19 protein-coding genes are annotated in these 23170 nt (G+C 43.7%); 4 read left to right on the top strand and 15 right to left on the bottom strand.

The genetic code is table 11. The features are described 5' to 3' along the window. Nucleotides 1-62: 62 nt before the first annotated feature. The 7 genes from mraY to mraZ form a co-directional block, all read right to left on the bottom strand. A complete protein-coding gene (gene mraY / locus HWQ47_RS02285; RefSeq protein WP_269969591.1) occupies nucleotides 63-1145 on the bottom strand; it encodes a phospho-N-acetylmuramoyl-pentapeptide-transferase in 1083 nt (360 codons plus the stop codon). Continuing rightward, entirely contained in the window at nucleotides 1145-2512 is a 1368-nt protein-coding gene (locus HWQ47_RS02280; RefSeq protein WP_269969590.1) for a UDP-N-acetylmuramoyl-tripeptide--D-alanyl-D-alanine ligase, read from the bottom strand. The genes mraY and HWQ47_RS02280 overlap by 1 nt, the downstream gene beginning before the upstream one ends. Beyond that, complete coding sequence (gene murE, locus HWQ47_RS02275) at nucleotides 2509-4002, bottom strand: UDP-N-acetylmuramoyl-L-alanyl-D-glutamate--2,6-diaminopimelate ligase (protein ID WP_269969589.1); 1494 nt, start codon at nucleotides 4000-4002, stop codon at nucleotides 2509-2511. Before murE ends, HWQ47_RS02280 begins: the two co-directional genes overlap by 4 nt. Continuing rightward, nucleotides 4002-5738 (bottom strand): peptidoglycan D,D-transpeptidase FtsI family protein, encoded by a 1737-nt coding sequence (locus HWQ47_RS02270; protein WP_269969588.1) that lies wholly within the window; start codon nucleotides 5736-5738, stop codon nucleotides 4002-4004. Before HWQ47_RS02270 ends, murE begins: the two co-directional genes overlap by 1 nt. Before the next feature lie 69 nt (nucleotides 5739-5807). Beyond that, nucleotides 5808-6122 carry a cell division protein FtsL gene (ftsL, locus tag HWQ47_RS02265; protein ID WP_269969587.1) on the bottom strand — a complete coding sequence of 105 codons (315 nt, stop codon included), beginning with the start codon at nucleotides 6120-6122 and terminating at the stop codon, nucleotides 5808-5810. Nucleotides 6123-6194: 72 nt separating this feature from the next. Then, a complete protein-coding gene (gene rsmH, locus HWQ47_RS02260; RefSeq protein ID WP_269969586.1) occupies nucleotides 6195-7136 on the bottom strand; it encodes a 16S rRNA (cytosine(1402)-N(4))-methyltransferase RsmH in 942 nt (313 codons plus the stop codon). Nucleotides 7137-7171: 35 nt separating this feature from the next. After that, the gene (gene mraZ, locus HWQ47_RS02255; protein ID WP_269969585.1) at nucleotides 7172-7630 is read right to left on the bottom strand and encodes a division/cell wall cluster transcriptional repressor MraZ; all 459 of its coding nucleotides are present in this window, start codon (nucleotides 7628-7630) and stop codon (nucleotides 7172-7174) included. 491 nt (nucleotides 7631-8121) lie between these two features. Here mraZ and HWQ47_RS02250 point away from each other — a divergent pair, with 491 nt between their 5' ends. Then, nucleotides 8122-8430 (top strand): hypothetical protein, encoded by a 309-nt coding sequence (locus HWQ47_RS02250; protein WP_326515450.1) that lies wholly within the window; start codon nucleotides 8122-8124, stop codon nucleotides 8428-8430. Here HWQ47_RS02250 and glpK read toward each other — a convergent pair whose 3' ends face one another. The 7 genes from glpK to leuA all read right to left on the bottom strand — a co-directional run bounded on the left by glpK (nucleotide 8431) and on the right by leuA (nucleotide 17287). Then, nucleotides 8431-9918 (bottom strand): glycerol kinase GlpK, encoded by a 1488-nt coding sequence (glpK, locus tag HWQ47_RS02245; protein ID WP_269969584.1) that lies wholly within the window; start codon nucleotides 9916-9918, stop codon nucleotides 8431-8433. Nucleotides 9919-9960: 42 nt separating this feature from the next. Continuing rightward, entirely contained in the window at nucleotides 9961-10443 is a 483-nt protein-coding gene (locus HWQ47_RS02240; RefSeq protein WP_269969583.1) for a nuclear transport factor 2 family protein, read from the bottom strand. A 202-nt stretch (nucleotides 10444-10645) separates the two neighbouring features. Further along, the gene (locus tag HWQ47_RS02235; RefSeq protein ID WP_269969582.1) at nucleotides 10646-11926 is read right to left on the bottom strand and encodes an outer membrane protein transport protein; all 1281 of its coding nucleotides are present in this window, start codon (nucleotides 11924-11926) and stop codon (nucleotides 10646-10648) included. Nucleotides 11927-12456: 530 nt separating this feature from the next. Beyond that, entirely contained in the window at nucleotides 12457-13062 is a 606-nt protein-coding gene (gene leuD, locus HWQ47_RS02230) for a 3-isopropylmalate dehydratase small subunit (RefSeq protein WP_269969581.1), read from the bottom strand. A 9-nt stretch (nucleotides 13063-13071) separates the two neighbouring features. After that, the gene (gene leuC, locus HWQ47_RS02225) at nucleotides 13072-14472 is read right to left on the bottom strand and encodes a 3-isopropylmalate dehydratase large subunit (RefSeq protein ID WP_269969580.1); all 1401 of its coding nucleotides are present in this window, start codon (nucleotides 14470-14472) and stop codon (nucleotides 13072-13074) included. 87 nt (nucleotides 14473-14559) lie between these two features. After that, nucleotides 14560-15654 carry a 3-isopropylmalate dehydrogenase gene (gene leuB / locus HWQ47_RS02220; protein ID WP_269969579.1) on the bottom strand — a complete coding sequence of 365 codons (1095 nt, stop codon included), beginning with the start codon at nucleotides 15652-15654 and terminating at the stop codon, nucleotides 14560-14562. A 61-nt stretch (nucleotides 15655-15715) separates the two neighbouring features. Beyond that, nucleotides 15716-17287 (bottom strand): 2-isopropylmalate synthase, encoded by a 1572-nt coding sequence (gene leuA / locus HWQ47_RS02215; RefSeq protein ID WP_269969578.1) that lies wholly within the window; start codon nucleotides 17285-17287, stop codon nucleotides 15716-15718. Between the two features lie 523 nt (nucleotides 17288-17810). On the opposite strand from leuA, the gene HWQ47_RS02210 reads away from it, so the two are divergent. After that, on the top strand, nucleotides 17811-19565 hold the full coding sequence (locus HWQ47_RS02210; protein WP_269969577.1) for a histidine kinase: 1755 nt from the start codon (nucleotides 17811-17813) through the stop codon (nucleotides 19563-19565). Nucleotides 19566-19573: 8 nt separating this feature from the next. Here HWQ47_RS02210 and recQ read toward each other — a convergent pair whose 3' ends face one another. Next, nucleotides 19574-21400: a DNA helicase RecQ gene (gene recQ / locus HWQ47_RS02205; RefSeq protein WP_269969576.1), complete on the bottom strand. Its 1827-nt coding sequence runs from the start codon at nucleotides 21398-21400 to the stop codon at nucleotides 19574-19576. A gap of 258 nt (nucleotides 21401-21658) precedes the next feature. Here recQ and HWQ47_RS02200 point away from each other — a divergent pair, with 258 nt between their 5' ends. After that, nucleotides 21659-22123: a thioesterase family protein gene (locus HWQ47_RS02200; protein WP_269969575.1), complete on the top strand. Its 465-nt coding sequence runs from the start codon at nucleotides 21659-21661 to the stop codon at nucleotides 22121-22123. A 146-nt stretch (nucleotides 22124-22269) separates the two neighbouring features. Then, nucleotides 22270-23163: an EamA family transporter RarD gene (gene rarD / locus HWQ47_RS02195; protein WP_269969574.1), complete on the top strand. Its 894-nt coding sequence runs from the start codon at nucleotides 22270-22272 to the stop codon at nucleotides 23161-23163. The last annotated feature ends 7 nt before the right edge of the window (nucleotides 23164-23170 follow it).

Below are 23170 nucleotides of genomic sequence, written 5' to 3'. Positions count from 1 at the left end.
ATCCTAACATTGGCAGGCTTTGAGCCTTTAGCAAGATGCGATATCTGGTTGTTCATACGTAATTACCTTAGTTTCAACGTGGCTAAGCCAAGCAGGACTAAAAACAGAGAGATAATCCAAAAACGGACAATCACTCTTGGCTCGGGCCAACCTTTCAACTCGTAGTGATGATGTATTGGCGCCATACGGAATATCCGCTGTCCGCGTAGCTTGTATGATCCAACCTGTAAAATCACCGACACCGTCTCCATCACGAAGACACCACCCATGATCACTAACAAGATCTCTTGACGCACCAAGACGGCTATGACACCCAAGGCTGCACCTAAAGAGAGTGAACCGACATCACCCATAAAGACCTGAGCTGGATAGGTGTTAAACCATAAAAAACCTAAACCCGCACCTACTATGGCCGTACAAACAATTACCAGCTCTCCAGCACCTGGCAGATATGGAAGGTGAAGATAATTTGCAAATTGGACGTGACCAGAAAGATAAGCGATTAACGCAAATGCAGCCGCAACCATCACAGTAGGCATAATGGCCAAACCATCTAAACCGTCGGTTAAATTCACCGCATTGCTCGTACCCACGATAGTAAAGTAGGCCAGCACGATAAAGAAACCACCTAACTGGGGCATGATATCTTTGAAAAAAGGCACAACGAGTTGTGTCTCTCCAGTCAAATCTGCCGATGCATACAAGTAGAAAGAGATAACAAGCGCTGCTAGGGATTGAAGAATGTACTTCCACTTAGCAATCAAACCCTTAGTGTCTTTACGCACCACTTTACGGTAATCATCGATAAACCCGATAAGACCAAAACTTGCCAGTACAAACAGTACCACCCAAACATATCTGCTACCCAAATCCCCCCACAGCAGTACACTAATAAATACGCCAGCTAAGATAAGAATACCGCCCATTGTCGGCGTACCACGCTTGCTGAAATGTGATTCAGGTCCGTCATTACGTACAACTTGACCAATTTGCAGCATCTGCAAACGCGCAATCATCTTAGGTCCCCACCAGAGACTAAACACAAGTGCAGTCATCAGCCCTAAGATAGCTCTGAAAGTGACATACGAAAAAACGTTAAACCCAGTATAAAACTGGGTTAAATACTCCGCCAGATAGACCAGCATTAAACAAACTCCCCTTGCCCATGGGCAACTTTTAAGGCTTCAACGACACGCTCCATTCCAGCACTGCGTGAACCTTTAACCAACACAGTCACATCACCTTGTAACTGGTTAATTTTATTAATTAAACAAAGTACTAGCGGTGCTAGTACTTGCTGATGTTGTCCACCGAAGGCACGGCTGCTATTGACACTTAGCTCACCCAAAGAAAACAAGGCATCAATACCCTGCTTTTTTGCATATTCACCTAGCTCAGAATGCAAAAGGGACGCATTGTCACCTAATTCTCCCAAATCACCCAGTACTAAACATCGAAATCCATCAATTTCTTTAAGCCAGTCTATTGCAGCGCCAACTGAAGCCGGATTGGCGTTGTAACTATCATCGATAATTCGAACACGCCCTAGATCGTGGGGCTGCATTCTGCCTTTAACGGGGTTAATTAACACTAAACCTGCCAATATCTCTTCAAGAGGCAAACCAAGAGAAAGACAAATAGCCGTGGCAGCAAGAGCATTGCTCACTTGGTGACGACCAGAAAGAGGTAAACTCACTAGCACAAAGCTGCCAAGATAGTTCAGCTTGAAAGTATATCGACCTAATAAATCTGACTCGAGTTCACTCGCCTTTACATCGGCCGGAGTGTCGATACCAAAGCTCAATTGAGTAAACTGGCTTGCGGCTTCTCTCATAAAACGAGCAAAAGGATCATCGGCATTGATCACTGCAATACCATCGGCATGCAGATGATTAAAAATTTCAGACTTAGCTTTCGCAACTCCAGCAAGTGACCCAAACCCCTCAAGGTGTGCAGAAGCGACATTATTCACCATCGCCACATCAGGCTTTACCAAGGACGAGGTATAATCTATTTCACCGGGATGATTTGCGCCTAATTCGAATACCCCAAACTCTTCATCACCTTCTAAACGAAGTAAGGTTAGAGGGACACCAATCTCATTATTAAAGTTTCCAGCGGTATAGAGCACTTTATGCTGCTGTGACAAGATACTAGCAACCATCTCTTTCACGCTGGTTTTACCGTTCGATCCTGTCAGTGCGACAGATTTAGGCTCAACCAACTCTTTTAGATAAGCCCCTATCTCACCCATGGCTTTTTGAGTGTCACTAACCAGAAGTTGAGGGATATCCAAATCAAGTTGTCGACTCACAAGTAGTGCGCTGGCACCATTTTCCAGTGCTAATCGTGCAAAATCATGACCATCAAACTTCTCACCTTTTAAAGCAACAAACAGTGTTTTCTCCGGAATCGTCCGACTGTCACTACACACATTACGTATCTCTCTATCACTGCCAATCAGGCGCGCTTTGAGTTGTTGACTCAACAGAGATAAGGTTAAGCGGATCATCTAGCTACCTCAACATTAGTACGGGCTAAATTTCGGGCCAATGCGCGTTCATCATAATCACGTCGCACGCCACCTGCCTCTTGATAGGTTTCATGTCCTTTACCTGCTAACAAAATAAGGTCACCAGGTTTAGCTGCAGCCACAACTTGCCTAATAGCTAACTCTCGGTCCACTTGAGTCAGTGCATTATCAGGCTCAATAAGACCAGTAATGATGTCATTAATGATGTCATCAGGAGATTCACTTCTGGCATTATCACTGGTTATCATAATGCGATCTGCATAGGTTTCAGCGGCCTTTGCCATCAAGGGGCGCTTGCCCTTATCTCGATCACCACCACAGCCAAACAAACACCAAAGTTTCCCCTCACAATGCCCCCTTAATGCCTTGAGTGCCTGCTCGATAGCATCTGGAGTATGAGCATAATCAACCACAAGTGTGACGCCATTTTCGGTCGTAAATTGTTCCATACGCCCCGCAACAGCCTTCAAATTAGGCACAACTTTAAGCAGCTCATTCATATCAAAACCAAGTTGATATAGACCAGCTAAAGCGGCGAGCAAGTTTGATAAATTGAATGCGCCTAATAAAGGCGAATCGATATCACCTTTTCCTTCAGGCCACACAAGATTTGCTTTAACACCTTGATTGTGGAAGTGGTTACTTTTAGTGTAAATAGCTGCTCTTTGGCGCACCGCTGCGTTATCGCCAACAATGCTGTAACCGATTAGCTTGCCGGAATTACTTTCACTCAACCATTGCCGACCCAAGTCATCATCAAAGTTGATCACACCTGATGCTAAAGAGGGAAAATTGAATAATCTTTTCTTTGCATCACCATAAGCCTGCATTGTGCCGTGATAATCCAGATGGTCTCGACTTAAATTGGTAAAAATAGCCACATCGAAGGGTACAGCCTCGACTCTGGCCTGTATTAACCCATGGCTGGACACTTCCATCGCACACAGATCAACGCCTTGATCATCAAAATCGTTAAGTTGAGTCATGATAGTGATGGGATCTGCGGTTGTATTGCCACTGTCGACCAAATCTCCCCATATGCCATTACCCAAAGTTCCCATAACGGCGGGTCGTTTATCTAAGCTCACTAGTAATTGCGCCATCAATTGTGTTATCGACGTTTTACCGTTGGTCCCGGTAACGCCAACCAACTTTAAACGCTTAGCGGGTAAGGGATAAGCTTGAGCAGCTAAAGCAGAGAGTTGACGTTGTAACTGAAAAAAGAAGATCTGAACACCAGAACCTACTAATACTTTGCCATGTTTAGTTGGCTCATCCGTATGTACCAATGAAACTTTAGCGCCATTTTTAACAGCAAGATCAATATAGTTCCGACCATCTACCTTATGTCCAGGCACGGCTACAAACAGGTCACCTTGAGTTATAGCACGACTATCCAAACTCAATTTATTAAAGCTCTCAGGTCCAGAGTAATGAAACCAGGGGGCTAATAGATCCCGTAATAACATTATTCAGCTCTCCTTATCGTCCTGGCTAACCGAACTTTCTCTGTTGATGAAATAGGCTCAACATTGAGCATCTGCAAGGCACCTGACATCACTTTTGCAAATACTGGCGCGGCGAGATCGCCACCATAATACTTATCACCTTTTGGCTCATTGACCACGACAGCGATTGCCAATCTCGGGTTATTGACTGGGGCTACTCCAGCAAAAATAGCGACATAATCTTCACCATATCCGCCCGCCACCGCCTTTCGAGCCGTGCCAGTCTTACCAGCTACTGGATAACCTTCGATATGAGCTTTAGTCGCTGTCCCCCCTTTTTCAGTCACACCAACCAGCATCTCCATCACGCTCTGTGCGACATGGGGAGAGATAACCTGTACCCCCTCAGGTTGCTGCTTAAGCTTCAAAATGGATACCGGATAAAGTACGCCTTTACTGCCTAAGGTGGCATAAAGCCTAGCTAACTGAAGCGGGGTGACCATAAAACCATAGCCAAATGAGAGTGTGGCCCTTTCGAACTCAGACCAACGTCTGCGATCGTGAATAAGACCTGAGCTTTCCCCTTCAAGATTGATACCTGAATAGTTACCTAGACCCATAGTCTGATACGAACCCAGTAACTCCTGCACCGGCATAGATAAACCAATTTTTGCCATGCCCACGTTGCTGGAATGCACTAAAACACCAGAAAGGGAGAGATCACCATAATAGCGGCCATCACGAACAATCTTGCCACCAATTCTCATACGTCCTGGGTAGGTTTTAAATATTTGATCTTCTTTTATCGTTCCTGCATCGAGAGCAGCCGCCACCACGAAAGGCTTAATCGTTGATCCCGGTTCATAGGCATCAGTCAGAGCTCTATTACGCATACGGTAACTTTGCAAATTTTCTCGAGAATTTGGGTTGTACGATGGTGTGTTGGCCATAGCCAATACTTCGCCAGTGTGCACATCAAGCACCACGATTGAAGCTGACGTCGCCTGATTAATCTCTGTGACCTTCTTTATTTCACGATACGCTAACTGTTGAATACGTTGATCGATACTTAACACAAGATCATTCGCCCTTTCGCCTTCCTGCACCATATCAAGACGTTCCACAACATTACCATCGCGTGATTTACGCACTTTCTGCTTAGATGGAGTCCCCGTTAACCAGTCGTTATAAGAGTTTTCAATCCCCTCAATACCCAGATCATCAATATTAGTGAGTCCCACTAACTGCGCAGAGATTTCACTGGTAGGATAGTAACGACGAGATTCAGGTTTTAGATATATACCGGGTAATTTTAGCTGTTTAATATATTCAGCTACCGCAGGTGTTACCTGACGTTTAAGATAGGTAAATCGCTTTCTTGGATTAGATTGGACACGTTTAAGAATCGCTTCTTTAGGTTCATGTAAAACATCCGCCAGTGCTTGCCAACGACGCATATCTTCAAAACCATTTTGCTCATGCACAACCTTAGGATCCGCATACACAGCTTTAACTGGCACACTAACGGCTAACATCTCTCCATTTCGATCAGTGATCAGCCCACGCTGCACCTCACGACTGGTTGTTCTTAACGTGCGCATATCACTTTCATGACGTAACTTTTCTGGCTCAATAATTTGAATGTAGGCAGCTCGACCAATAAGACTGGTAAACAACATGCATACAAAAGCCACCACAACGTATAAACGCCATTGTATTAATTGTGGTTTCTGCTTACGTTTTGCCTGCTTACTCATACACTCTCACCGATGTGGTTTCTTCAGGTACACAACAAACAAGACTAAGGCTATCCAATAGAATCATGCTCATGGCACTCTAACTACGATTTCTTCTTTCGGTAGCGGACGATTCATCTCTAACTCTTTAGATGCAATCCGTGTAATACGACTGTGTTCAGACTGTGACTGCTCCTCAAGGAGTAAATTCCGCCATTCAATATCCAGCTTGTCCCTATCTTGTAATTTCTGATCCCACTGATTGATATATTTACGCGTCACATGACTTGTATATACAACTGTAATCGCACTTCCCATCACAACACAAGCAAGGAGCAATAACCATTTATGGTGCCAGAGATCCTGTAACACGATCTTAGGGAGGTTAAACTGAAATTGAGTCAAACCAGCCCCTTAGCATAGACTTTTTGCTTAATAGCCAACGTCATAGCAATACAGCGGCTATTACGTTATTCATTAATATTCTAACCGCTCTGCAACTCTCAACACTGAACTGCGAGCTCGGGTATTACGCTCAACTTCCTCCTCAGAAGGTTTAGTCGCTTTACCAACGCCCTTAAGTAAGCGTGTTTTGTTAATCTCTTCCTCGGTGATCGGCAATCCATGAGGCACACTTACCCCTTGGCTATTACGGCGAATAAAACGTTTCACCATTCTGTCTTCAAGCGAATGAAAGCTGATCACAGACAATCGACCATGAGGAGCCAATACAGCCAGCGCCCCTTCCAATGCTTGATCTATCTGCTCTAACTCACTATTGATATAGATTCTAATCGCTTGAAAAACCCGTGTAGCTGGATGCTTATTACGCTCTTTGTTTTTAGAGATCCGCGCGATAAGGTCGGCAAGCTCTTTAGTCCGTAAAAATGGCATTTTTTCACGATCTGCAGCGATACAACGGGCAATATGACGGGAATTTTTCTCCTCACCATAGGTTTTAAATACCCAGGCCATATCCTCGATCTCAGCACGAGCTAACCAATCCGCAGCGGTCTCCCCTTGTGAGTTATCCATACGCATATCAAGTGGACCATCACGTAAAAAACTAAACCCACGCTCGGCATCATCCAGCTGAGGAGATGACACTCCAAAATCGAGCAAGACGCCGTCAACCTTTCCTTTTAAACCAAGATCTTCAACGTAACTGGCTAATTGTCCAAAACCACCATGAACGATGCTAAATCTTGCATCATCAGCAAACTGTTCAGCAGCGGCAATGGCTTGTGGATCACGATCAATAGCAATCAACCTGCCGTTTTCACCCAGATGCTTTAATATTTCGCGAGAGTGACCACCACGACCAAATGTGCCATCAATATAGATGCCATCTTCTTTTATATTTAGCCCTGCTACGGTTTCTGTAAGCAGAACTGATAAGTGTACGAATTCTTGGCTCATGATTTTCTTCTATCTAATTTATTTAACTTCACTACTTAAAGTGAAAAATCGGCGAGACGTATATTATCAGCGAACTCTTCGCTTTGAATCGTCTCCCGGCTTTGCTCTATCTGATGCTGCCATGCAGTTTCATCCCAGAGCTCAAATTTATTTAACTGCCCTACCAACATAACCTTTTTGCCTAAATTGGCGTATTGACGCAGCGGCAAAGGCAGTAATAATCGTCCGTTACTGTCCAGATCACACTCATGTGCATAACCTAGGAGCATCCTCTTCATCGCTCTCTCAGCGGGTAAAGTATCAGACAACAAGAGTAATTTTGCTTCTATCTTGCTCCATTCATCTAATGGATAAAGCAGCAGACAAGCGGATTGGATATCAACAGTGATCACTAACTGACTGTTATATTCGGCATGCAGAGGCTCTCGGTAACGCTTTGGAATAGCGAGCCGACCTTTTGTATCAAGGTTAATAGCACTGGCACCACGAAACACGTTAGTTTATCCTTAACTCCAAAAAAAGATCCACAAAGATCCACTATTTCCCACAATATCTAATTTTAGAGATAGAACGCAAGCATTGTCAAGCGCGGAACTATTTATAGGCCCAGCATTCAAGCGGGTTAGCAGCATATTTCAAATATGGATAGTTATAGAAATAACAAGGGGTAAAAGTGGACCCCCTACCCACAAGCTGCTGAAAAAACAGACAGAATAGTGCTTCGTTAATCTTTATTTATCTTAGAAGTGGTTTTATTTCCCAAGATTTTACTTTTAACAGCTTAGTTTTATAATTTACACCTCGAAAGTTACTAATCTTTTGATGAAATGGGGAACACGACTCAATTAACTCACACTTGTATATACAGGCTTCAGAGTCAATTATCACTATAACTACCAAATATCACTGTAAAAGTAAGTACTCTGCACTGACAGCTCTGCCAGATTAAATATTGACCACATTGTGCCGATATAGGAGTATAGAAATGGTAAACGGAGGTATTATGATAGGTCTAGACAGTCTTTACGCCATGCTTGCACGCCCGGTACAAGCTAGTATCAAGCGTAAGCGCATTGTTGAAGAGACTGAGAATGGTTCAGGAATAGCTGAAGATAGTCATGAAGCACCACAATCTCAGCTACCACCAGATCTTGAACGCCGCCACACTATTGAAGATAGGCGAGGCGCTTCTCGTGGTGACCGTCGCAGGCAAACAAAACAAGCAACTGAAAAGCGCAAAGCTAACAAAGGGAAATTTGAAACTCTCCTCCCTCATATTGATATTGATGTGTAATCAATGATTCATCGTTTGGGAGACCGCTCTTTGCCAACCAACATATAACGCATCTCTTTTTTCTGCAGATATTGAAGGGATAAACGTCTTATCAGTATCCGATCGATGCTTAAGCTCTGAAGTCGAACTCCAAAAACCGACAGCTAAACCTGCAAGAAATGCTGCTCCCATGGCAGTGGTTTCTGTCACTGCGGGGCGTTGTACTTCAACAGAAGTAATGTCTGCCTGAAACTGCATCAAGAAGTCGTTAGCCACCGCACCACCATCCACTTTTAGCTGTTTGAGCTCGACTCCGCTGTCTTTTGCCATGGCATCGAGAAGATCTCTGCTCTGATACGCTATCGCTTCCAAAGCGGCTCGAATGATATGGTTGCGATTTGAGCCTCGGGTTAATCCAACTAAGGCCCCCCTAGCGTTAGGATCCCAATAAGGAGCACCTAAACCAACAAAAGCAGGGACAAGGTATACTCCATTAGTATCATCAACTTTCGATGCAAAGTACTCAGTATCCTGAGCATCTCGAATCAACCCAAGCTCATCTCTGAGCCATTGAATCGTAGCGCCGCCCATGAACACCGCTCCTTCAAGCGCATAATTTACTTCGCCTTTAGCACCGATCGCAATGGTCGTCAGCAAACCATGACTAGACGCTACCGCTTTTTCTCCCGTGTTCATAAGCAAAAAACAACCGGTGCCATAGGTATTCTTTGCCATACCGGGCTCAGTACACAGCTGACCGAAGAGTGCAGCTTGCTGATCTCCGGCCATACCCGCAATACTGATCTCAGCTCCTTCACCTGCAATACGTGTTTTACCATACACACCACAGGAAGGTTTTACTTGGGGTAATAGCGATACTGGAATATTCAATGCCTCGAGCATTTTCTTATCCCAAGTTTGGGTATGGATATTAAACAATAAGGTTCGGCTAGCATTCGTTGGGTCGGTGACGTGAACCTTACCTTCTGTCAACTTCCAGACCAGCCAGGTATCGATGGTGCCAAACAGAAGCTCACCTTTTTCAGCACGCGCTCTTACTCCGGGAACATTGTCTAGTATCCACTTAATTTTAGTGCCGGAAAAGTAGGGATCCAGAAGTAAGCCAGTAGTATCACGAACATACTCCTCTAGGCCTTGAGCTTTAAGATCTTCACAGATCTCACTACTGCGACGACACTGCCAAACAATAGCGTTATAAACTGGTTTTCCTGTTAATTTATTCCAAATAACGGTTGTTTCACGCTGATTTGTTATACCGATGGACGCGATTTCATCGGCGTGGATCCCACTTCGAGCAATGACTTCTATCAAGGTTGAACTTTGCGATGCCCAGATCTCCATAGGATCATGTTCAACCCAACCAGCTTGAGGATAGATTTGACCAAATTCACGTTGTGAAACAGCAACAATATTCGCATCATGATCGAAAATTATCGCCCTAGAGCTTGTTGTTCCTTGATCTAGTGCCACTACATATTTTTTAGTCACAAATCTATCCTATTCCGATCAGCCTCGGCTAAATCTTGGCTATTAATATTGAGTTTGCTGTAAAACACCTACTTCAGGTTCAACTTCAGGCGTTAAACTCAGCTCATCACAAGCATGTGCAGGGAAATACCAGAATTCTGCCAGTTTTCCCTCAGTAACTCTAAACGTACCGATACTGCACTGGCTATGTTCTTCACCATCATTATCCCAAGTCACTCTCTCAACCGTACTGACATAGCTGCCTGACTCCATGATATCGAGGATGGTGGCATTAGCCCCCTTAAGACTTTCAAAGTAGTCAGTCATCGCCGCACCAAATTCAGCTTTGTTGGAGGTTTCGACTTTAACGTTTTCACCTATGATATGCATCCAGGTAACCTTATCTGTAGTGTGAGACACCATCAATCCGACATCATGCTGATTGTAAGCTTGTATAAAGCTTTCAACCACTTCACTGGATGAAGGAGCCGCGCTTAAAGTGAAAGGTAAAACGGATAATATTGCTGCACATAAAAAGGGCTTCATGGTACACCTCATAGGATATTGACCTAGTTCAGACCTAGGCTACGATAATATTATGATTAGATAAATATAATCTTATGAAGTTCATTTTACTAATAAATAATGTACCTAAGTATTTTCAGTACTGAGTTGTAAGAAATAACTAAGCCCTAAAACAAAAAAAGGGCCAAAGCGTTAGCCCTGACCCTTTTCAGCAAATGCTGTTCTAGAAACGATAGCTAGCCTGTACACCCACTAGCAAGATGTTGCCGCTAACTTGACCTTCAAACGTCCCACCAAAAGGAAGTGAATCTGTCTCATTTTCATCCATTGGAGACTCATCAGCAAAAATGTATGTCACACCGAAATCTAAATCTAAGTTATCACTGTACTGATAGCCATAACCCACGCTCAACCAAAGACGATCAACCTCTGGAATGGTCGCCGTACGATTGATATCATCAACTGCAGATTGATCATAAGCAACACCTGCTCTTAGGGTAGACTTTGAAGATACAGCATAAGTCGCACCAACAGCAAAACGGTAGTTGTCTTCCCAGTTTTCCTCTTTTACTAAGATTGGTACATTACTCAACTCTAGAATTTTAGCTTCTAACTTTTCAAATGAACTCCAGTCAGTCCAGTTCACACTCGCGTGAACTGCAAACTTGTCAGTCAATTGATGGAAACTGGCAATTTCAGCCGTTGCAGGAAGCGTTAAATCCATTGATCCAGCATAAACTTTATTTGCATCGAAACTGCCTTCAAGTGTACTAAAGCCTAAGCCATTAGCTTCACCTTCCAGAGTCTGCTCTACTTCTGAACGGTAGTTAACCCCGATGCGATGATCGGCATTAATCTGCCATGCACTACCTAACTGCCAGCCCCAAGAAATGTCATCGCCTTCCATATACTTTAACGTCGTTCCTTCAGGGACGATTAAATCTGAAGAGCTCTGAGCACCGAAACTACCTTCACCTATAACAAAGCGAACACCAGCACCGACACTAAACTGCTCGTTAATTCGGTAAGCGACGTTGGGATTAATCTCTATCGTTGTAACAGCGGCTTCATTACCAAACTGATTACCGCGAAAGCTATCATCAAGTTCAGTCGCCATACCAAAGTTACTGCCTAGCGCCAAACCCAAGAACCATTGCTCGTTCAACTGATGAGAGACATAGAAGTTAGGTACAACGGCGTCACCGGCAATATCTTTCGCTGATGTTGGGCTTGTTCCGTCAACAAATGAAACTTCACCATCTACATCAATGTTAGGTATCACCAAGATAGCGCCCGTAGTCACTTGAGTGCCCTGCAGATAGGTTAGCATTGCGGGATTACGAAATTGTGCCGCAGCATTATCGGCCATTGCAGCTTCACCGGCATACGCACGACCTAAGCCAGTAGCAGAGTATTCTGCTAATTGAAAACCAGCAGCTTGAATTTGAGTCGTTGTTGCCATCATTGCTGCAATTACAGCTACAGATAAAATGCGCTTGTTCATTATGTCTCTCATCTATATTTTACGCTTAGCGTTATTGTCATCGAGCTAAGAACACCAATCGATATTAGTTAGAGTAATAGCTCAACACTTTTCAGAGGCGCAGTGTACTCACGCAGCACATCTTTGCAAGCAAACAAGATAAAACAGTGAAAAACTCTGAACTTTTTATCTTTTTTGGATTAAAAACAGGTGGGATGACTTTTTAAACAACTTAAATGTATCAAGATGCAGAAATTGATTCGGATTTACGATTAGAGACATTGAAAAATATTGAGCAAAGCACTTTTAAATCAATGACTAACAATAAAGAAAACCAAGAACAACTGTTCACTGAACATTCTATTAATGGCTAGTGCAAACCGCTAGCATTTTACATCAGATGCCAACGTATTAATAAGGTGATTTGAATATCCATAAATTTCATATAGATACGATTACATCGAGTGTAATTAAAACAGAGGCCAAACATGCCTAAACTTGTCTGGCCCACTTTTTACAAGACGCTAGTACAGATGTACGCTTAAACCCCGCTATGCTTTCCAACTAGGTAATTGAGATTCATAGCTAGCGATCTGCTCCCCATAGGCCAAAGTCAAGCCAATCGCATCTAAACCATTAAGCATGTTGTGTCTTGCCGCCCCTGCGATCTCAAAGCTAAAAACGGATCCCAAAGGAGAGGTAACAGTGAGCGCTTCCAAATCGACTACAATCTCAGCACCTTCATTAGCCTCGACTTCATCCATAAGCTGTTGCACTTCCACATCGCTCAAGCGTACTGGCAGTAAACCATTATTGATGGCGTTACCATAGAATATATCGGCAAAGCTTGGCGCTATAATGGCGCGAAATCCAAAGTCAGCTAAGGCCCAAGGTGCATGCTCTCGACTGGAACCACAACCAAAGTTCTCTTTCGAAATAAGTACTGACGATCCTTTATACCTTGGCAAATTCAAGCTAAAAACAGAATTAGGTTCATCACCAGCATCATCGAGATAGCGCCAATCATGAAATAGATGAATCCCGAAACCATCCCGAGTCACTTTAGATAAAAACTGCTTAGGAATGATCTGATCGGTATCAACATTAGTGCTGTCAATCATCACTGCTAGCCCAGTATGTTTAGTAAATACTTGCATGATAATCTCCTAAAGAGTTTGACGGATATCGACGAAATGACCGGCAACCGCGGCAGCTGCAGCCATTGCTGGGCTAACAAGGTGAGTTCGACTCCCTCGTCCCTGACGTCCTTCAAAATTACGATTACTCGTTGACGCGCAGCGATCGCCCGCATCCAATCGATCATCATTCATCGCTAAGCACATAGAGCAACCCGGTAAACGCCATTCAAAACCCGCTTCGATAAAGATCTTATCTAGGCCTTCAGCTTCTGCTTGCTCTTTCACTAGACCTGAACCCGGTACCACTATGGCTGTGACACCTACCGCAACCTGCTTACCTTTTGCATGCAGAGCCGCATCGCGTAAATCTTCAATACGCGAGTTAGTGCAAGAACCTATAAATACCTTGTTGATGCTCACATTTTTCATACTGGTGCCCGCAGTCAGTGCCACGTACTCCAATGCTTTTTCTATACTAGCTTTAGCCGTTACATTCGGCTCATCAGCAGGATTTGGCACTAAGCCATCGATAGCGACAACTTGTCCGGGGTTAGTTCCCCAAGTGAGCTGAGGCGCGATATCGGCAGCTTCAAGTACCACTGTCGCATCAAAAACGGCACTTTCGTCAGTGTGAAGTTCGCCCCATGCTGCCATCGCTTGATCCCAAGACTCTCCTTTAGGTGCGAATTCACGCCCTTTAAGATACTCGGCTGTTTTCGCATCCGGTGCTACCATACCCGCCTTGGCGCCCATCTCGATCGCCATATTGCACACCGTCATGCGGCCTTCCATAGAGAGCGCTTCAATCGCATCACCACAGAACTCAACAACGTAACCTGTACCGCCATCCATACCAATTTTGCCGATAATGGCCAACACTATATCTTTGGCGGTAATGCCTGGAGTCACATGGCCACGAACCTCAATTTTCATCGTCTTCGCTTTGCTTTGACGCAAAGTTTGCGTTGCCATCACATGCTCGACTTCTGAGGTTCCGATACCAAATGCGAGCGCACCAAATGCACCATGAGTTGCGGTATGGGAATCACCACACACAATAACAGTACCCGGCAAAGTAATACCTAGCTCTGGCCCCATAACATGAACAATACCCTGATTTTTATGATGAATATCATATAGTCGAACACCAAACTCTTTACAGTTATCCTGCAAGGTCTCAACCTGAATACGCGCCATTGGGCTTAATGCATCTAGGCTAGCACTCTTGGTTGAGGTGTTATGATCCATCGTGGCGAAAGTTTTCTCTGGGGCGCGTAATCTACGTCCCGCCACCTTCAAACCACTAAATGCCTGAGGTGACGTCACTTCATGGACTAGATGTCGGTCCACATAAATAAGCGGCGCTTCGCCTTCAGTAGCAACCACAATATGGGTATCCCATACTTTTTCATACAATGTCTTAGCCATGAGTTAACAGCCTCCCACTTCTAACCAATTCATATCCACAACAGAGGCATCCATCTCACACTGCCCATACAATATTTTAGCCATGGGTTATGCACCCTCTCTTATAACTTGAGCAATATAATCACCCATTTGTGAGGTTGTTTTAGCATTGTTACGCTCATCAGCAGGTAACAACTCACCCGTCAGATAACCATCACTAAGGGCTTTACCTACAGCAGCTTCAATCGCCACAGCCGCGTCTTCAAGCTTTAAACTGTGACGTAGTAATAACGCTGCTGATAGAATTTGAGCCACAGGGTTTGCGATACCTTGTCCAGCGATATCCGGCGCACTGCCACCAGCAGGTTCGTACAGACCAAAGCCTTTGCTGTTCATACTCACCGATGCAAGCAGTCCCATTGAGCCCGTTAACATAGCTATCTCATCGGAAATGATGTCGCCAAATAAGTTAGAGCAAAGCATGACGTCAAATTCATTAGGGCGACGAAGTAGCTGCATGGTCGCATTATCGATATAGATATGTTCCAGCTCCACGTCAGGGAAATCTTTAGCCACCTCTTCGACCACTTCACGCCACAGTACCGAACAAGCTAGAACATTGGCTTTATCGACTGAGGTGACTTTGTTGCGACGTCCTTGGGCAGCTTCGAATGCTATCTTAGCAATCCGAGTGATCTCTTTACGGCTATAACGCATGGTATCGAAGGCTTCTTCATTCTCACCCTCACCTTGACGTCCTTTAGGTTTACCGAAGTAAATGCCACCAGTGAGCTCACGTACACACAGGACATCAAAACCTTTCGATGAGATATCACTGCGTAGTGGAGACATATGCTCAAGGCCTGAATGCAGCTTAGCTGGACGCATATTACAAAACAGTTCGAAGTGAGCTCGAAGTGGCAACAAAGCACCACGTTCAGGCTGATCATTGGGCGGCAAGTTTTCCCACTTAGGACCGCCCACCGAACCAAACAGTATGGCATCAGCAGCTTCACACCCTTTTAATGTTACATCTGGTAGCGGACAACCATGGTGATCAATAGCAGCTCCACCAATATCATATTCGCTATATTCAATAGCAAGCTCGAATCGCTCCTCTACAGCACTTAGCACTTTGCGTGCCTCAGCCATCACCTCAGGCCCAATTCCATCTCCGGCTAATACTGCTATTTGATAACTCATACGACACTTAACTCCTGCTCTTCAATTATAATATTCTAATAATTTTTTCTGTTACTCAGTATTAAACGCCACCAAGCGATCTCGCTTTTTGCTGTATCTTTTGCTTACAGTCAGCCACTTTATCTGCACGGGAGGTTAAGTTCATCACATGTATTAACGCCTGCACCGAAGCTTCAACTACATCGGTTGCCAGTCCTACACCATGGAAACTTTGCCCTTGATAGCTAGCCACAATATCTACTTGGCCTAAGGCATCTTGTCCTTCACCCTTGGCACTTAACTTATAACTGGTGATGTTGACTTCACAGTTACTCGCACGAGCAATGGCGTTATAAGCGGCATCGACAGGACCGTTACCCGTAGCGGCTTCGGTGACAACCTCACCGTCGAGCTCAATTTTTACAGTCGCTGTTGCATTACCTTGAGTTGAATCTGAGTGAACAACTAACTGTTTAAGCTGATAATATGACTCATCTTCCGCTTGAGCTTCCATAAAGGTCAAAGCCTCAAGATCGTAATCGAAAATCTGACCTTTTTTATCGGCAAGTTTTAGGAAGGATTCATATAAAGTGTCCATATCATAATCTTGCGCACCATACCCCATCTCTTCCATGCGATGCTTAATCACATGGCGACCAGAACGCGATGTCATATTCAGATTATTACGCGGAAGACCAATGCTTTCAGGTGTCATGATCTCATAGGTATTTTGCGACTTAAGCATGCCATCTTGGTGAATACCTGATGAATGGGTAAAAGCATTCGCGCCAACAATTGCCTTGTTAGGCTGCACAGGCATATTACATAGCTGACTGACTAGGTTTGAGGTGCGGTGAATCTCTTTGGCATTAATCCCAGTTTCTAACCCAAGTGCCGCTTTACGAGTCGAAAGGATCATGGCGATCTCTTCAAGTGAACAGTTACCCGCTCGCTCACCAATGCCGTTAATCGTACATTCGATCTGACGTGCACCATGTTGAACCGCTGTAATTGAGTTGGCTACCGAAAGACCTAGATCGTCATGGCAATGCACTGAGATCACTGCTTGATCGATATTAGGCACTCGATTAAATAGCGTTTGAATAATGCCACCGAACTCACTCGGAATCGTATAACCCACAGTATCAGGAATATTAATCGTGCGCGCACCAGCTTTAATAGCCTCCTCGACCATGCGACATAAATTATCGATAGGTGTACGGCCTGCATCTTCACAAGAAAACTCAACATCGTCGGTAAAACGACGGGCATACTTGACGGCAGCAACAGCCATCTCCAACACCTGTTCGAAAGAGCGTTTCAGTTTGCTCTCAACATGAATAGTCGAAGTGGATATAAAAGTATGAATACGAAATTGGTCTGCAACAGATAATGATTGTGCCGCTGCATCAATATCTTTTTCGAGCGCTCTAGCTAACGCACACACTCGACTGTTTTTAATTGTTCGTGCGATTGTCTCTACAGATTTAAAATCACCTGGAGAGGAGACGGGGAAACCTACCTCCATGACATCGACACCTAAACGCTCTAAAGAGAGTGCTATCTGTAGCTTTTCTTTAACCGTCAAACTGGCCGCTAGGGCTTGCTCCCCATCACGTAGGGTTGTATCAAAAATAATCACTCGGTTAGACATCTGGTTTCTCCGTGGAATAGCTGTTTATTTTTATGCGCTACATTCTCGTTGGGTATATAAACAAAAAACCCCGCGACTCGTAGCGCGGGGTTTTGAATGTTGGTGACTCTATCAATCGTGCAACACTATATCCCCCGAGCAGAAACTGCCAGAATGAGAATGAGGAGGTTGAGTAATGCACTATTAGTATTCATTTGTCTTAATTCGTTGTTATATTCAGTGTGCGTAAATAATTATGCATTCACTTTCCATTTGATAGGTTAATTTTTAACGTGTGGAGCCGCAAGTGTCAACCCCATTTTTTTCATTAAGAACAGATTAGACCAGAAAAACACGGTTCCCCCACCTTTTAAGCCGAACAAATTGTCTCCTATTACATATCGTTTATTAGTTCACAGGATTAATCTCGCCCCCCTGAATTGCCCCTTGTATCACGCACTGCTGTTTTTTAATACAATACAAGAGAATAATTAGTTATAATGCTGATATTCAAAATACTGAATGCGAATTGGAACTTAAATAAATGGATTTTCGTCTCATAGTACTGTGCCTGTCATTCTGGTTTACGCCAGCATGGGCAAATACTATGGATAGATTGGACTCTATTAATACCTTACTTTACGAGTACCCAAGCAGGGCGCTTGAAGAGATAAACAGCCTCGACCATATTAGTTCCCCGATAAAACTTTCCGAAGCCGAGAAGCTAAGATTATCTCTCCTACGATGTGAAACTTATCTTCAACTCGGTGAAAATCAAGCGGCCATTAACATCGCGAGAATGAGCGAAGCTAAAGCTAAAATATTGAACATCAAAGAAGCGCGACCTTACTTTCTAAACTGTATGGCGGGCGCATTTACTCAATTTGGTGACTACCGGCAAGCATTACCGCTGCTAGATACCTCTATCGAACTGTCACGGAAATACAAGCAACCCCAATCCCTAATCAATGGTCTAAGGATCAGAGGCGTAATAGACACTCACATCGATAGTTATGGGAATGCTTTTGAAGATTTACGTTTAGCCATCGCAATTTATTCGGAAATATCAAATCAACCATTTAATTGGAGCTGGCCCCCTCAAGCCTATATTCACTTGTCTTTAAGCAAACTTTTAGCCCAAGGAGGGGAGTTTAAACAAGCTTATGAGATCATAGAGAGCGCCCTAGCTTCCGAACCTCTCCAAGGTAAAGTCAAAGCCATGGTCCTGAGTCAGGTAACTTACATGGCACTACTAACTCACTTACCTTCCAGCGACACCTTGATACTCAAAACTAAAAATCAATTACCGCAACTCGGTACAGCCTTTGAGCTAGCTCAGAGTTATACACAAATGGCTCAGCTTGAATTTATTCGCGGCAATTTACGACGGGCAATCCAGCTGTTAGATATCAGCCTAAATACCTTTAAGAAAGAGAATAAATCTCTGGAAGTAATCCGCACCCAACGTCAACTCGCCGAGGTTTTGCTTGCCCATGATGTTACCGATAAGGGGTTAACCCTTATGCAGCAAACTATAGACATGGCAAAACGTAAATCACGTTACGATGAGCTCGTACTCTGTTACCAAATATTGAGTTTACATTATGAAAATATAGGTAATTTTAAACTTGCTTATGAATATCAAGTATATCGGTTTAACGCTGCGGAAAATTCATTTGATTTCATAAAGGACACACGACTACGGCAACTGAATGCCAAGTTAAGCCAACAAAATCAGCTACTTAAATTTGAGTCGAGTGAGAGTATAGTATCAGCTAGCCAGAGCTTTAGTTTTCAATCAGGTTATATTGTTGTTTTTATTCTGTTATTTTTCACTTTACTATTAAGCTTTCTGATCTATAGATCTAAACAGCAAACAAAACAAATTTTTACTGCGCCAGAGACTAATAGCAAAGAGCAAAAGATCGAACACCTATTAAGCAACAGTAAACTCAGTGGTTTTCCCTTGAGCCTTATCCTCATTAACACCCTACAAGTTTACCGTGATGATCTCCCTATACTGAATGAGCAACTTGCAAAGTTGCTCAGAGAGCAAGATCTAATGTTCAATAAGAGTGATGAGGAGATAATCTTGCTCCTTCCTTATACTAAAGAAGAGGGAGCTTTAAAGGTGATTGAACAGATAAAAGAACTAATGTTGCCCCTTTTACGAGGTAACATTAGCAAGATCGGTTATTCAAAATTACAACAGCATGACAACATCAGTTCATTAATAAAAAGAGCGAATGTTCAGCAATTAAGGCAAAGAAAAAAAGAGAAACTAATTCATGTTAGATGATAATAGATTTACCCTTCTGTTAAGTAACTACTGATCTCGTCAAGAAACTCACCACCAAAACGGCTCAACTTACGTTCACCTACACCGTTTACAGCCAACATCTCACCTGGACTTGTTGGTAATATTGCAGCCATTTCGGCTAAAGTGGCATCGTTAAATACCAGATAAGGAGGCACATCTAACTCTTCAGCCAGCTTACGCCTAAGCTGTTTCAAACGTGCAAATAACTTACGGTCATAGTTAAGCGGTGCACGTGTGTTACTGCCTCGACGCTTAGTCGTGCTTTGTAGCACCATTCTTGGCTCAGCTAACAGCAACTCAACATCACCTTTCAGTACCGATCGCGCTGATGGGTTAAGTTTAACCGAGGAACCACGAGTAATATCTTGACTGGCAAATCCCAGATGTATTATCTGACGTATGATACTCAGCCAGTATTCATGGCTTTTATCTTTGCCTATCCCCCAAGTTGACAACTTATCATGGCCACGGTCTAGTACTGTTGCCGCTTTAGACCCCCTTAGTACCTCAATGAGATGGTTAATACCAAAGCGCTGACCTAAGCGATAGACACAGGACAGCACCTTCTGCGCATCTTGAATACCGTTATAACGTTTAGGAGGGTCTAAACAGATATCACAGTTGCCACAGGGCTCTGAAGCACTCTCATCGAAGTAGTGCAGTAACACCTGACGTCGGCAGGTCTGTGCCTCAGCGAAAGCCGCCATGGTATTAAGCTTATGAAATTCCACTTGTTGCTGTGGACCAGGTTCAGACTGTTCGATAAGATGACGCACGCGACCTATATCAGCAGGATCGAATAACAATAGGGCTTCAGAATCTAGGCCATCACGACCTGCTCTTCCTGTTTCTTGATAGTAGGATTCAACACTTTTTGGAATATCATAATGCACCACATAACGCACATTAGACTTATTAATTCCCATACCAAATGCGACGGTTGCCACGACAATATCAAGTTGATCTTTTAGAAACCGGTCTTGGACGTCTGCTCGCTCCTCTTGGGTCCTCCCGGCATGATAAGCCTCTGCATTATGTCCTTGCAGCCTAAGTCGTTCAGCAACTTCATCAACACGGCGGCGGCTACTGCAATAGATAATTCCGCTGGAACCATTTTGAGCAATAATAAATTGGCGTAATTGATTTGCAGCATTAAGCTTCTCTGCCACTGTGTAGCGAATATTGGGTCTGTCAAAGCTAGTTAACAGTGAATAGGGCGTGATGGTTAATCGATCACAGATATCTTTACGGGTAGCCTGATCTGCTGTTGCCGTTAACGCCATAATAGGCACATGAGGAAAGAACTCTCTGAGTTTACCCAGTGCAGCATATTCAGGCCTAAAATCATGACCCCATTGTGAGATACAGTGGGCTTCATCGATGGCAAAAAGGGAGATATGCAGCTCATGCAGCCGATCGATAAAATGCCCTTGCAGTAAACGTTCCGGGGAGACATAAAGTAGCTTTAATTCGCCACTGTGCATCTGCTGTAAAATTTTAGCGCTCTGCTCTCTTGGTAAAGAGGAGTTTAAATACGCAGCGCTGACCCCCATCTGCATCAAGCTATCAACTTGATCTTTCATTAATGAAATAAGTGGCGATACGACGATAGTTAACCCAGGGAACTGTAGAGCAGGCAACTGATAACAGAGGCTTTTACCGCCCCCCGTTGGCATGATAACCAAGCAGTCATAACCGGAACAGCTCTGTTCTATCACCTCTTTCTGACCATCTCTGAATGTCCGATAGCCGAAAACAGACTGTAGACTTAAGGAGAGTGGATCTAATTGAGCTTTATCTATCGCTTGTTCCATTGGGCTTCAGAGTCAGAAATTGGGCTGCCTATTCTAATACCAAACTCAGTAAATTGCTTGTCTATTACACTGGTTTTCTGCCGATGTATTCTCAATCAGCCGATGCCGATTTAATTCGCTTTATAGCGTTTTAAATCTGATTTTATTGATATGTTTCAGCTTGCCACCGCTTAAGTTTATGATTACCGCTTGCCTAACCACCTAAGTTAGGGATAGATTAATTGCTCTAATAATCGACAAAAAGAGACGTTAACCTCTATGACTAAGCCTATTCAAGCCGAGATCCTACAAAGAGTCGCAGAGGTCTTCGACAAACAGATCCCATTCCACAACTTATTAGGTATGGATATTAAACGTTATGACCTTGAGGGTGTCGAAATTGTCGTCAATATGAAACCAGAACTTATCGGCAATATTCACCAACAGATCCTTCATGGAGGCGTCACAGCCACAGTCCTTGATGTGGTCGGTGGGCTGACCGCTTTTTCAGGACTGGTTGCCAGTCGAGATGATTGGAGTATCGACGATCTGCAGACCCGGATTCAAACTTTAGGCACTATTGATCTTAGGATTGATTACTTACGACCCGGTAGAGGAACGGTATTTACTGGTACCGGCACAGTAATACGCGCAGGTAACCGAGTGTCCGTTTGTCGTATGGAACTACATAACGAACATGGGGATCATATCGCTTTTGGAACTGGAACTTATATGGTTGGCTAAATCAGAAAGTTCAGTGGAATGTAAGTTTAACTTTCCTGTTGTCACAAACCAATGACAGCTGTAATAGAGATCGAGTCAAAACCAAGCTTGAGCCCACTGATTATGAGGCATACAATACAGGCCTCTCTCCTTTTGTAGCTTGATTAATGCTTAGTACTGAACACAACAAGGGTATCGCATTCGCCATTTGCGCATACACATTATGGGGCTTTGCTGCCCTCTACTTTAAATTACTCAGTCATGTGTCTGCCCCGGAAATCTTAATCCACCGAGTGATCTGGTCGTTTATTTTTGTCACGCTGCTTATGATGATGTTTGGTGGTTTTTCGCGCCTCAGACAAGTGCTTAAACGACCAAAGCAGTTGATGGTCCTCACCATCACCTCCATCTTAATTGCGGGTAACTGGCTGTTATTTATTTGGGCTGTTAATAATAACCACATGTTAGATGCCAGTTTGGGTTATTTTATCAACCCCTTAGTGAATGTTATGCTCGGCATGGTATTTCTGAGTGAACGATTACGTAAGCTCCAATGGTTTGCCGTTGCTTTGGCTGCAACTGGCGTATTAGTACAAATAATCACGTTTGGTTCTATTCCACTGGTGTCACTTGGGTTGGCCTGTTCCTTCGGCCTGTATGGTTTACTGCGAAAAAAGGTCAATGTAGATGCAAAAACAGGTCTGTTAGTAGAAACTGCAATTCTATTTCCTGTTGCCTTGATCTTCTTGTTTGCTAACTTTGATGGCTCTCTGACTAACTTAATGAGTAATGATCTATCACTCAACCTTCTCTTGGTAGCGGCAGGTATTGTTACTACCATACCTTTGTTATGTTTCGCTGCAGCAGCGGTAAGGATCCCTCTTTCTATGCTGGGATTCTTCCAGTATATCGGCCCCAGTATCATGTTTATCATGGCCATCACTCTGTTTAATGAGCCCTTCAATCTAGAGAAAGGAATCACCTTTGCCTTTATCTGGAGCGCGCTGTTCATCTTTACTATCGACATGTTTTATAAAAGAAAACCTACCATTCAGACATAAAAAAAGC

It is taken from the genome of Shewanella sp. MTB7 (assembly GCF_027571385.1).
In the GTDB taxonomy this organism is placed as follows: Bacteria; Pseudomonadota; Gammaproteobacteria; order Enterobacterales; family Shewanellaceae; genus Shewanella.
Note: the sequence above shows the minus strand (reverse complement) of the source record. Positions and strands in the feature narration are given on the sequence as shown.

Excerpts from the sequence above, each read along its gene's own strand:
- leuD (WP_269969581.1), bottom strand. The coding sequence starts at position 13,062 with ATGCAAGTATTTACTAAACATACTGGGCTAGCAGTGATGATTGACAGC.
- recQ (WP_269969576.1), bottom strand. The coding sequence starts at position 21,400 with ATGGAACAAGCGATAGATAAAGCTCAATTAGATCCACTCTCCTTAAGT.
- HWQ47_RS02235 (WP_269969582.1), bottom strand. The coding sequence starts at position 11,926 with ATGAACAAGCGCATTTTATCTGTAGCTGTAATTGCAGCAATGATGGCA.
- rsmH (WP_269969586.1), bottom strand. The coding sequence starts at position 7,136 with ATGAGCCAAGAATTCGTACACTTATCAGTTCTGCTTACAGAAACCGTA.
- HWQ47_RS02270 (WP_269969588.1), bottom strand. The coding sequence starts at position 5,738 with ATGAGTAAGCAGGCAAAACGTAAGCAGAAACCACAATTAATACAATGG.
- HWQ47_RS02200 (WP_269969575.1), top strand. The coding sequence starts at position 21,659 with ATGACTAAGCCTATTCAAGCCGAGATCCTACAAAGAGTCGCAGAGGTC.
- murE (WP_269969589.1), bottom strand. The coding sequence starts at position 4,002 with ATGTTATTACGGGATCTATTAGCCCCCTGGTTTCATTACTCTGGACCT.
- rarD (WP_269969574.1), top strand. The coding sequence starts at position 22,270 with ATGCTTAGTACTGAACACAACAAGGGTATCGCATTCGCCATTTGCGCA.
- HWQ47_RS02240 (WP_269969583.1), bottom strand. The coding sequence starts at position 10,443 with ATGAAGCCCTTTTTATGTGCAGCAATATTATCCGTTTTACCTTTCACT.
- HWQ47_RS02250 (WP_326515450.1), top strand. The coding sequence starts at position 8,122 with ATGGTAAACGGAGGTATTATGATAGGTCTAGACAGTCTTTACGCCATG.
- HWQ47_RS02210 (WP_269969577.1), top strand. The coding sequence starts at position 17,811 with ATGGATTTTCGTCTCATAGTACTGTGCCTGTCATTCTGGTTTACGCCA.
- leuC (WP_269969580.1), bottom strand. The coding sequence starts at position 14,472 with ATGGCTAAGACATTGTATGAAAAAGTATGGGATACCCATATTGTGGTT.
- leuA (WP_269969578.1), bottom strand. The coding sequence starts at position 17,287 with ATGTCTAACCGAGTGATTATTTTTGATACAACCCTACGTGATGGGGAG.
- HWQ47_RS02280 (WP_269969590.1), bottom strand. The coding sequence starts at position 2,512 with ATGATCCGCTTAACCTTATCTCTGTTGAGTCAACAACTCAAAGCGCGC.
- leuB (WP_269969579.1), bottom strand. The coding sequence starts at position 15,654 with ATGAGTTATCAAATAGCAGTATTAGCCGGAGATGGAATTGGGCCTGAG.
- mraY (WP_269969591.1), bottom strand. The coding sequence starts at position 1,145 with ATGCTGGTCTATCTGGCGGAGTATTTAACCCAGTTTTATACTGGGTTT.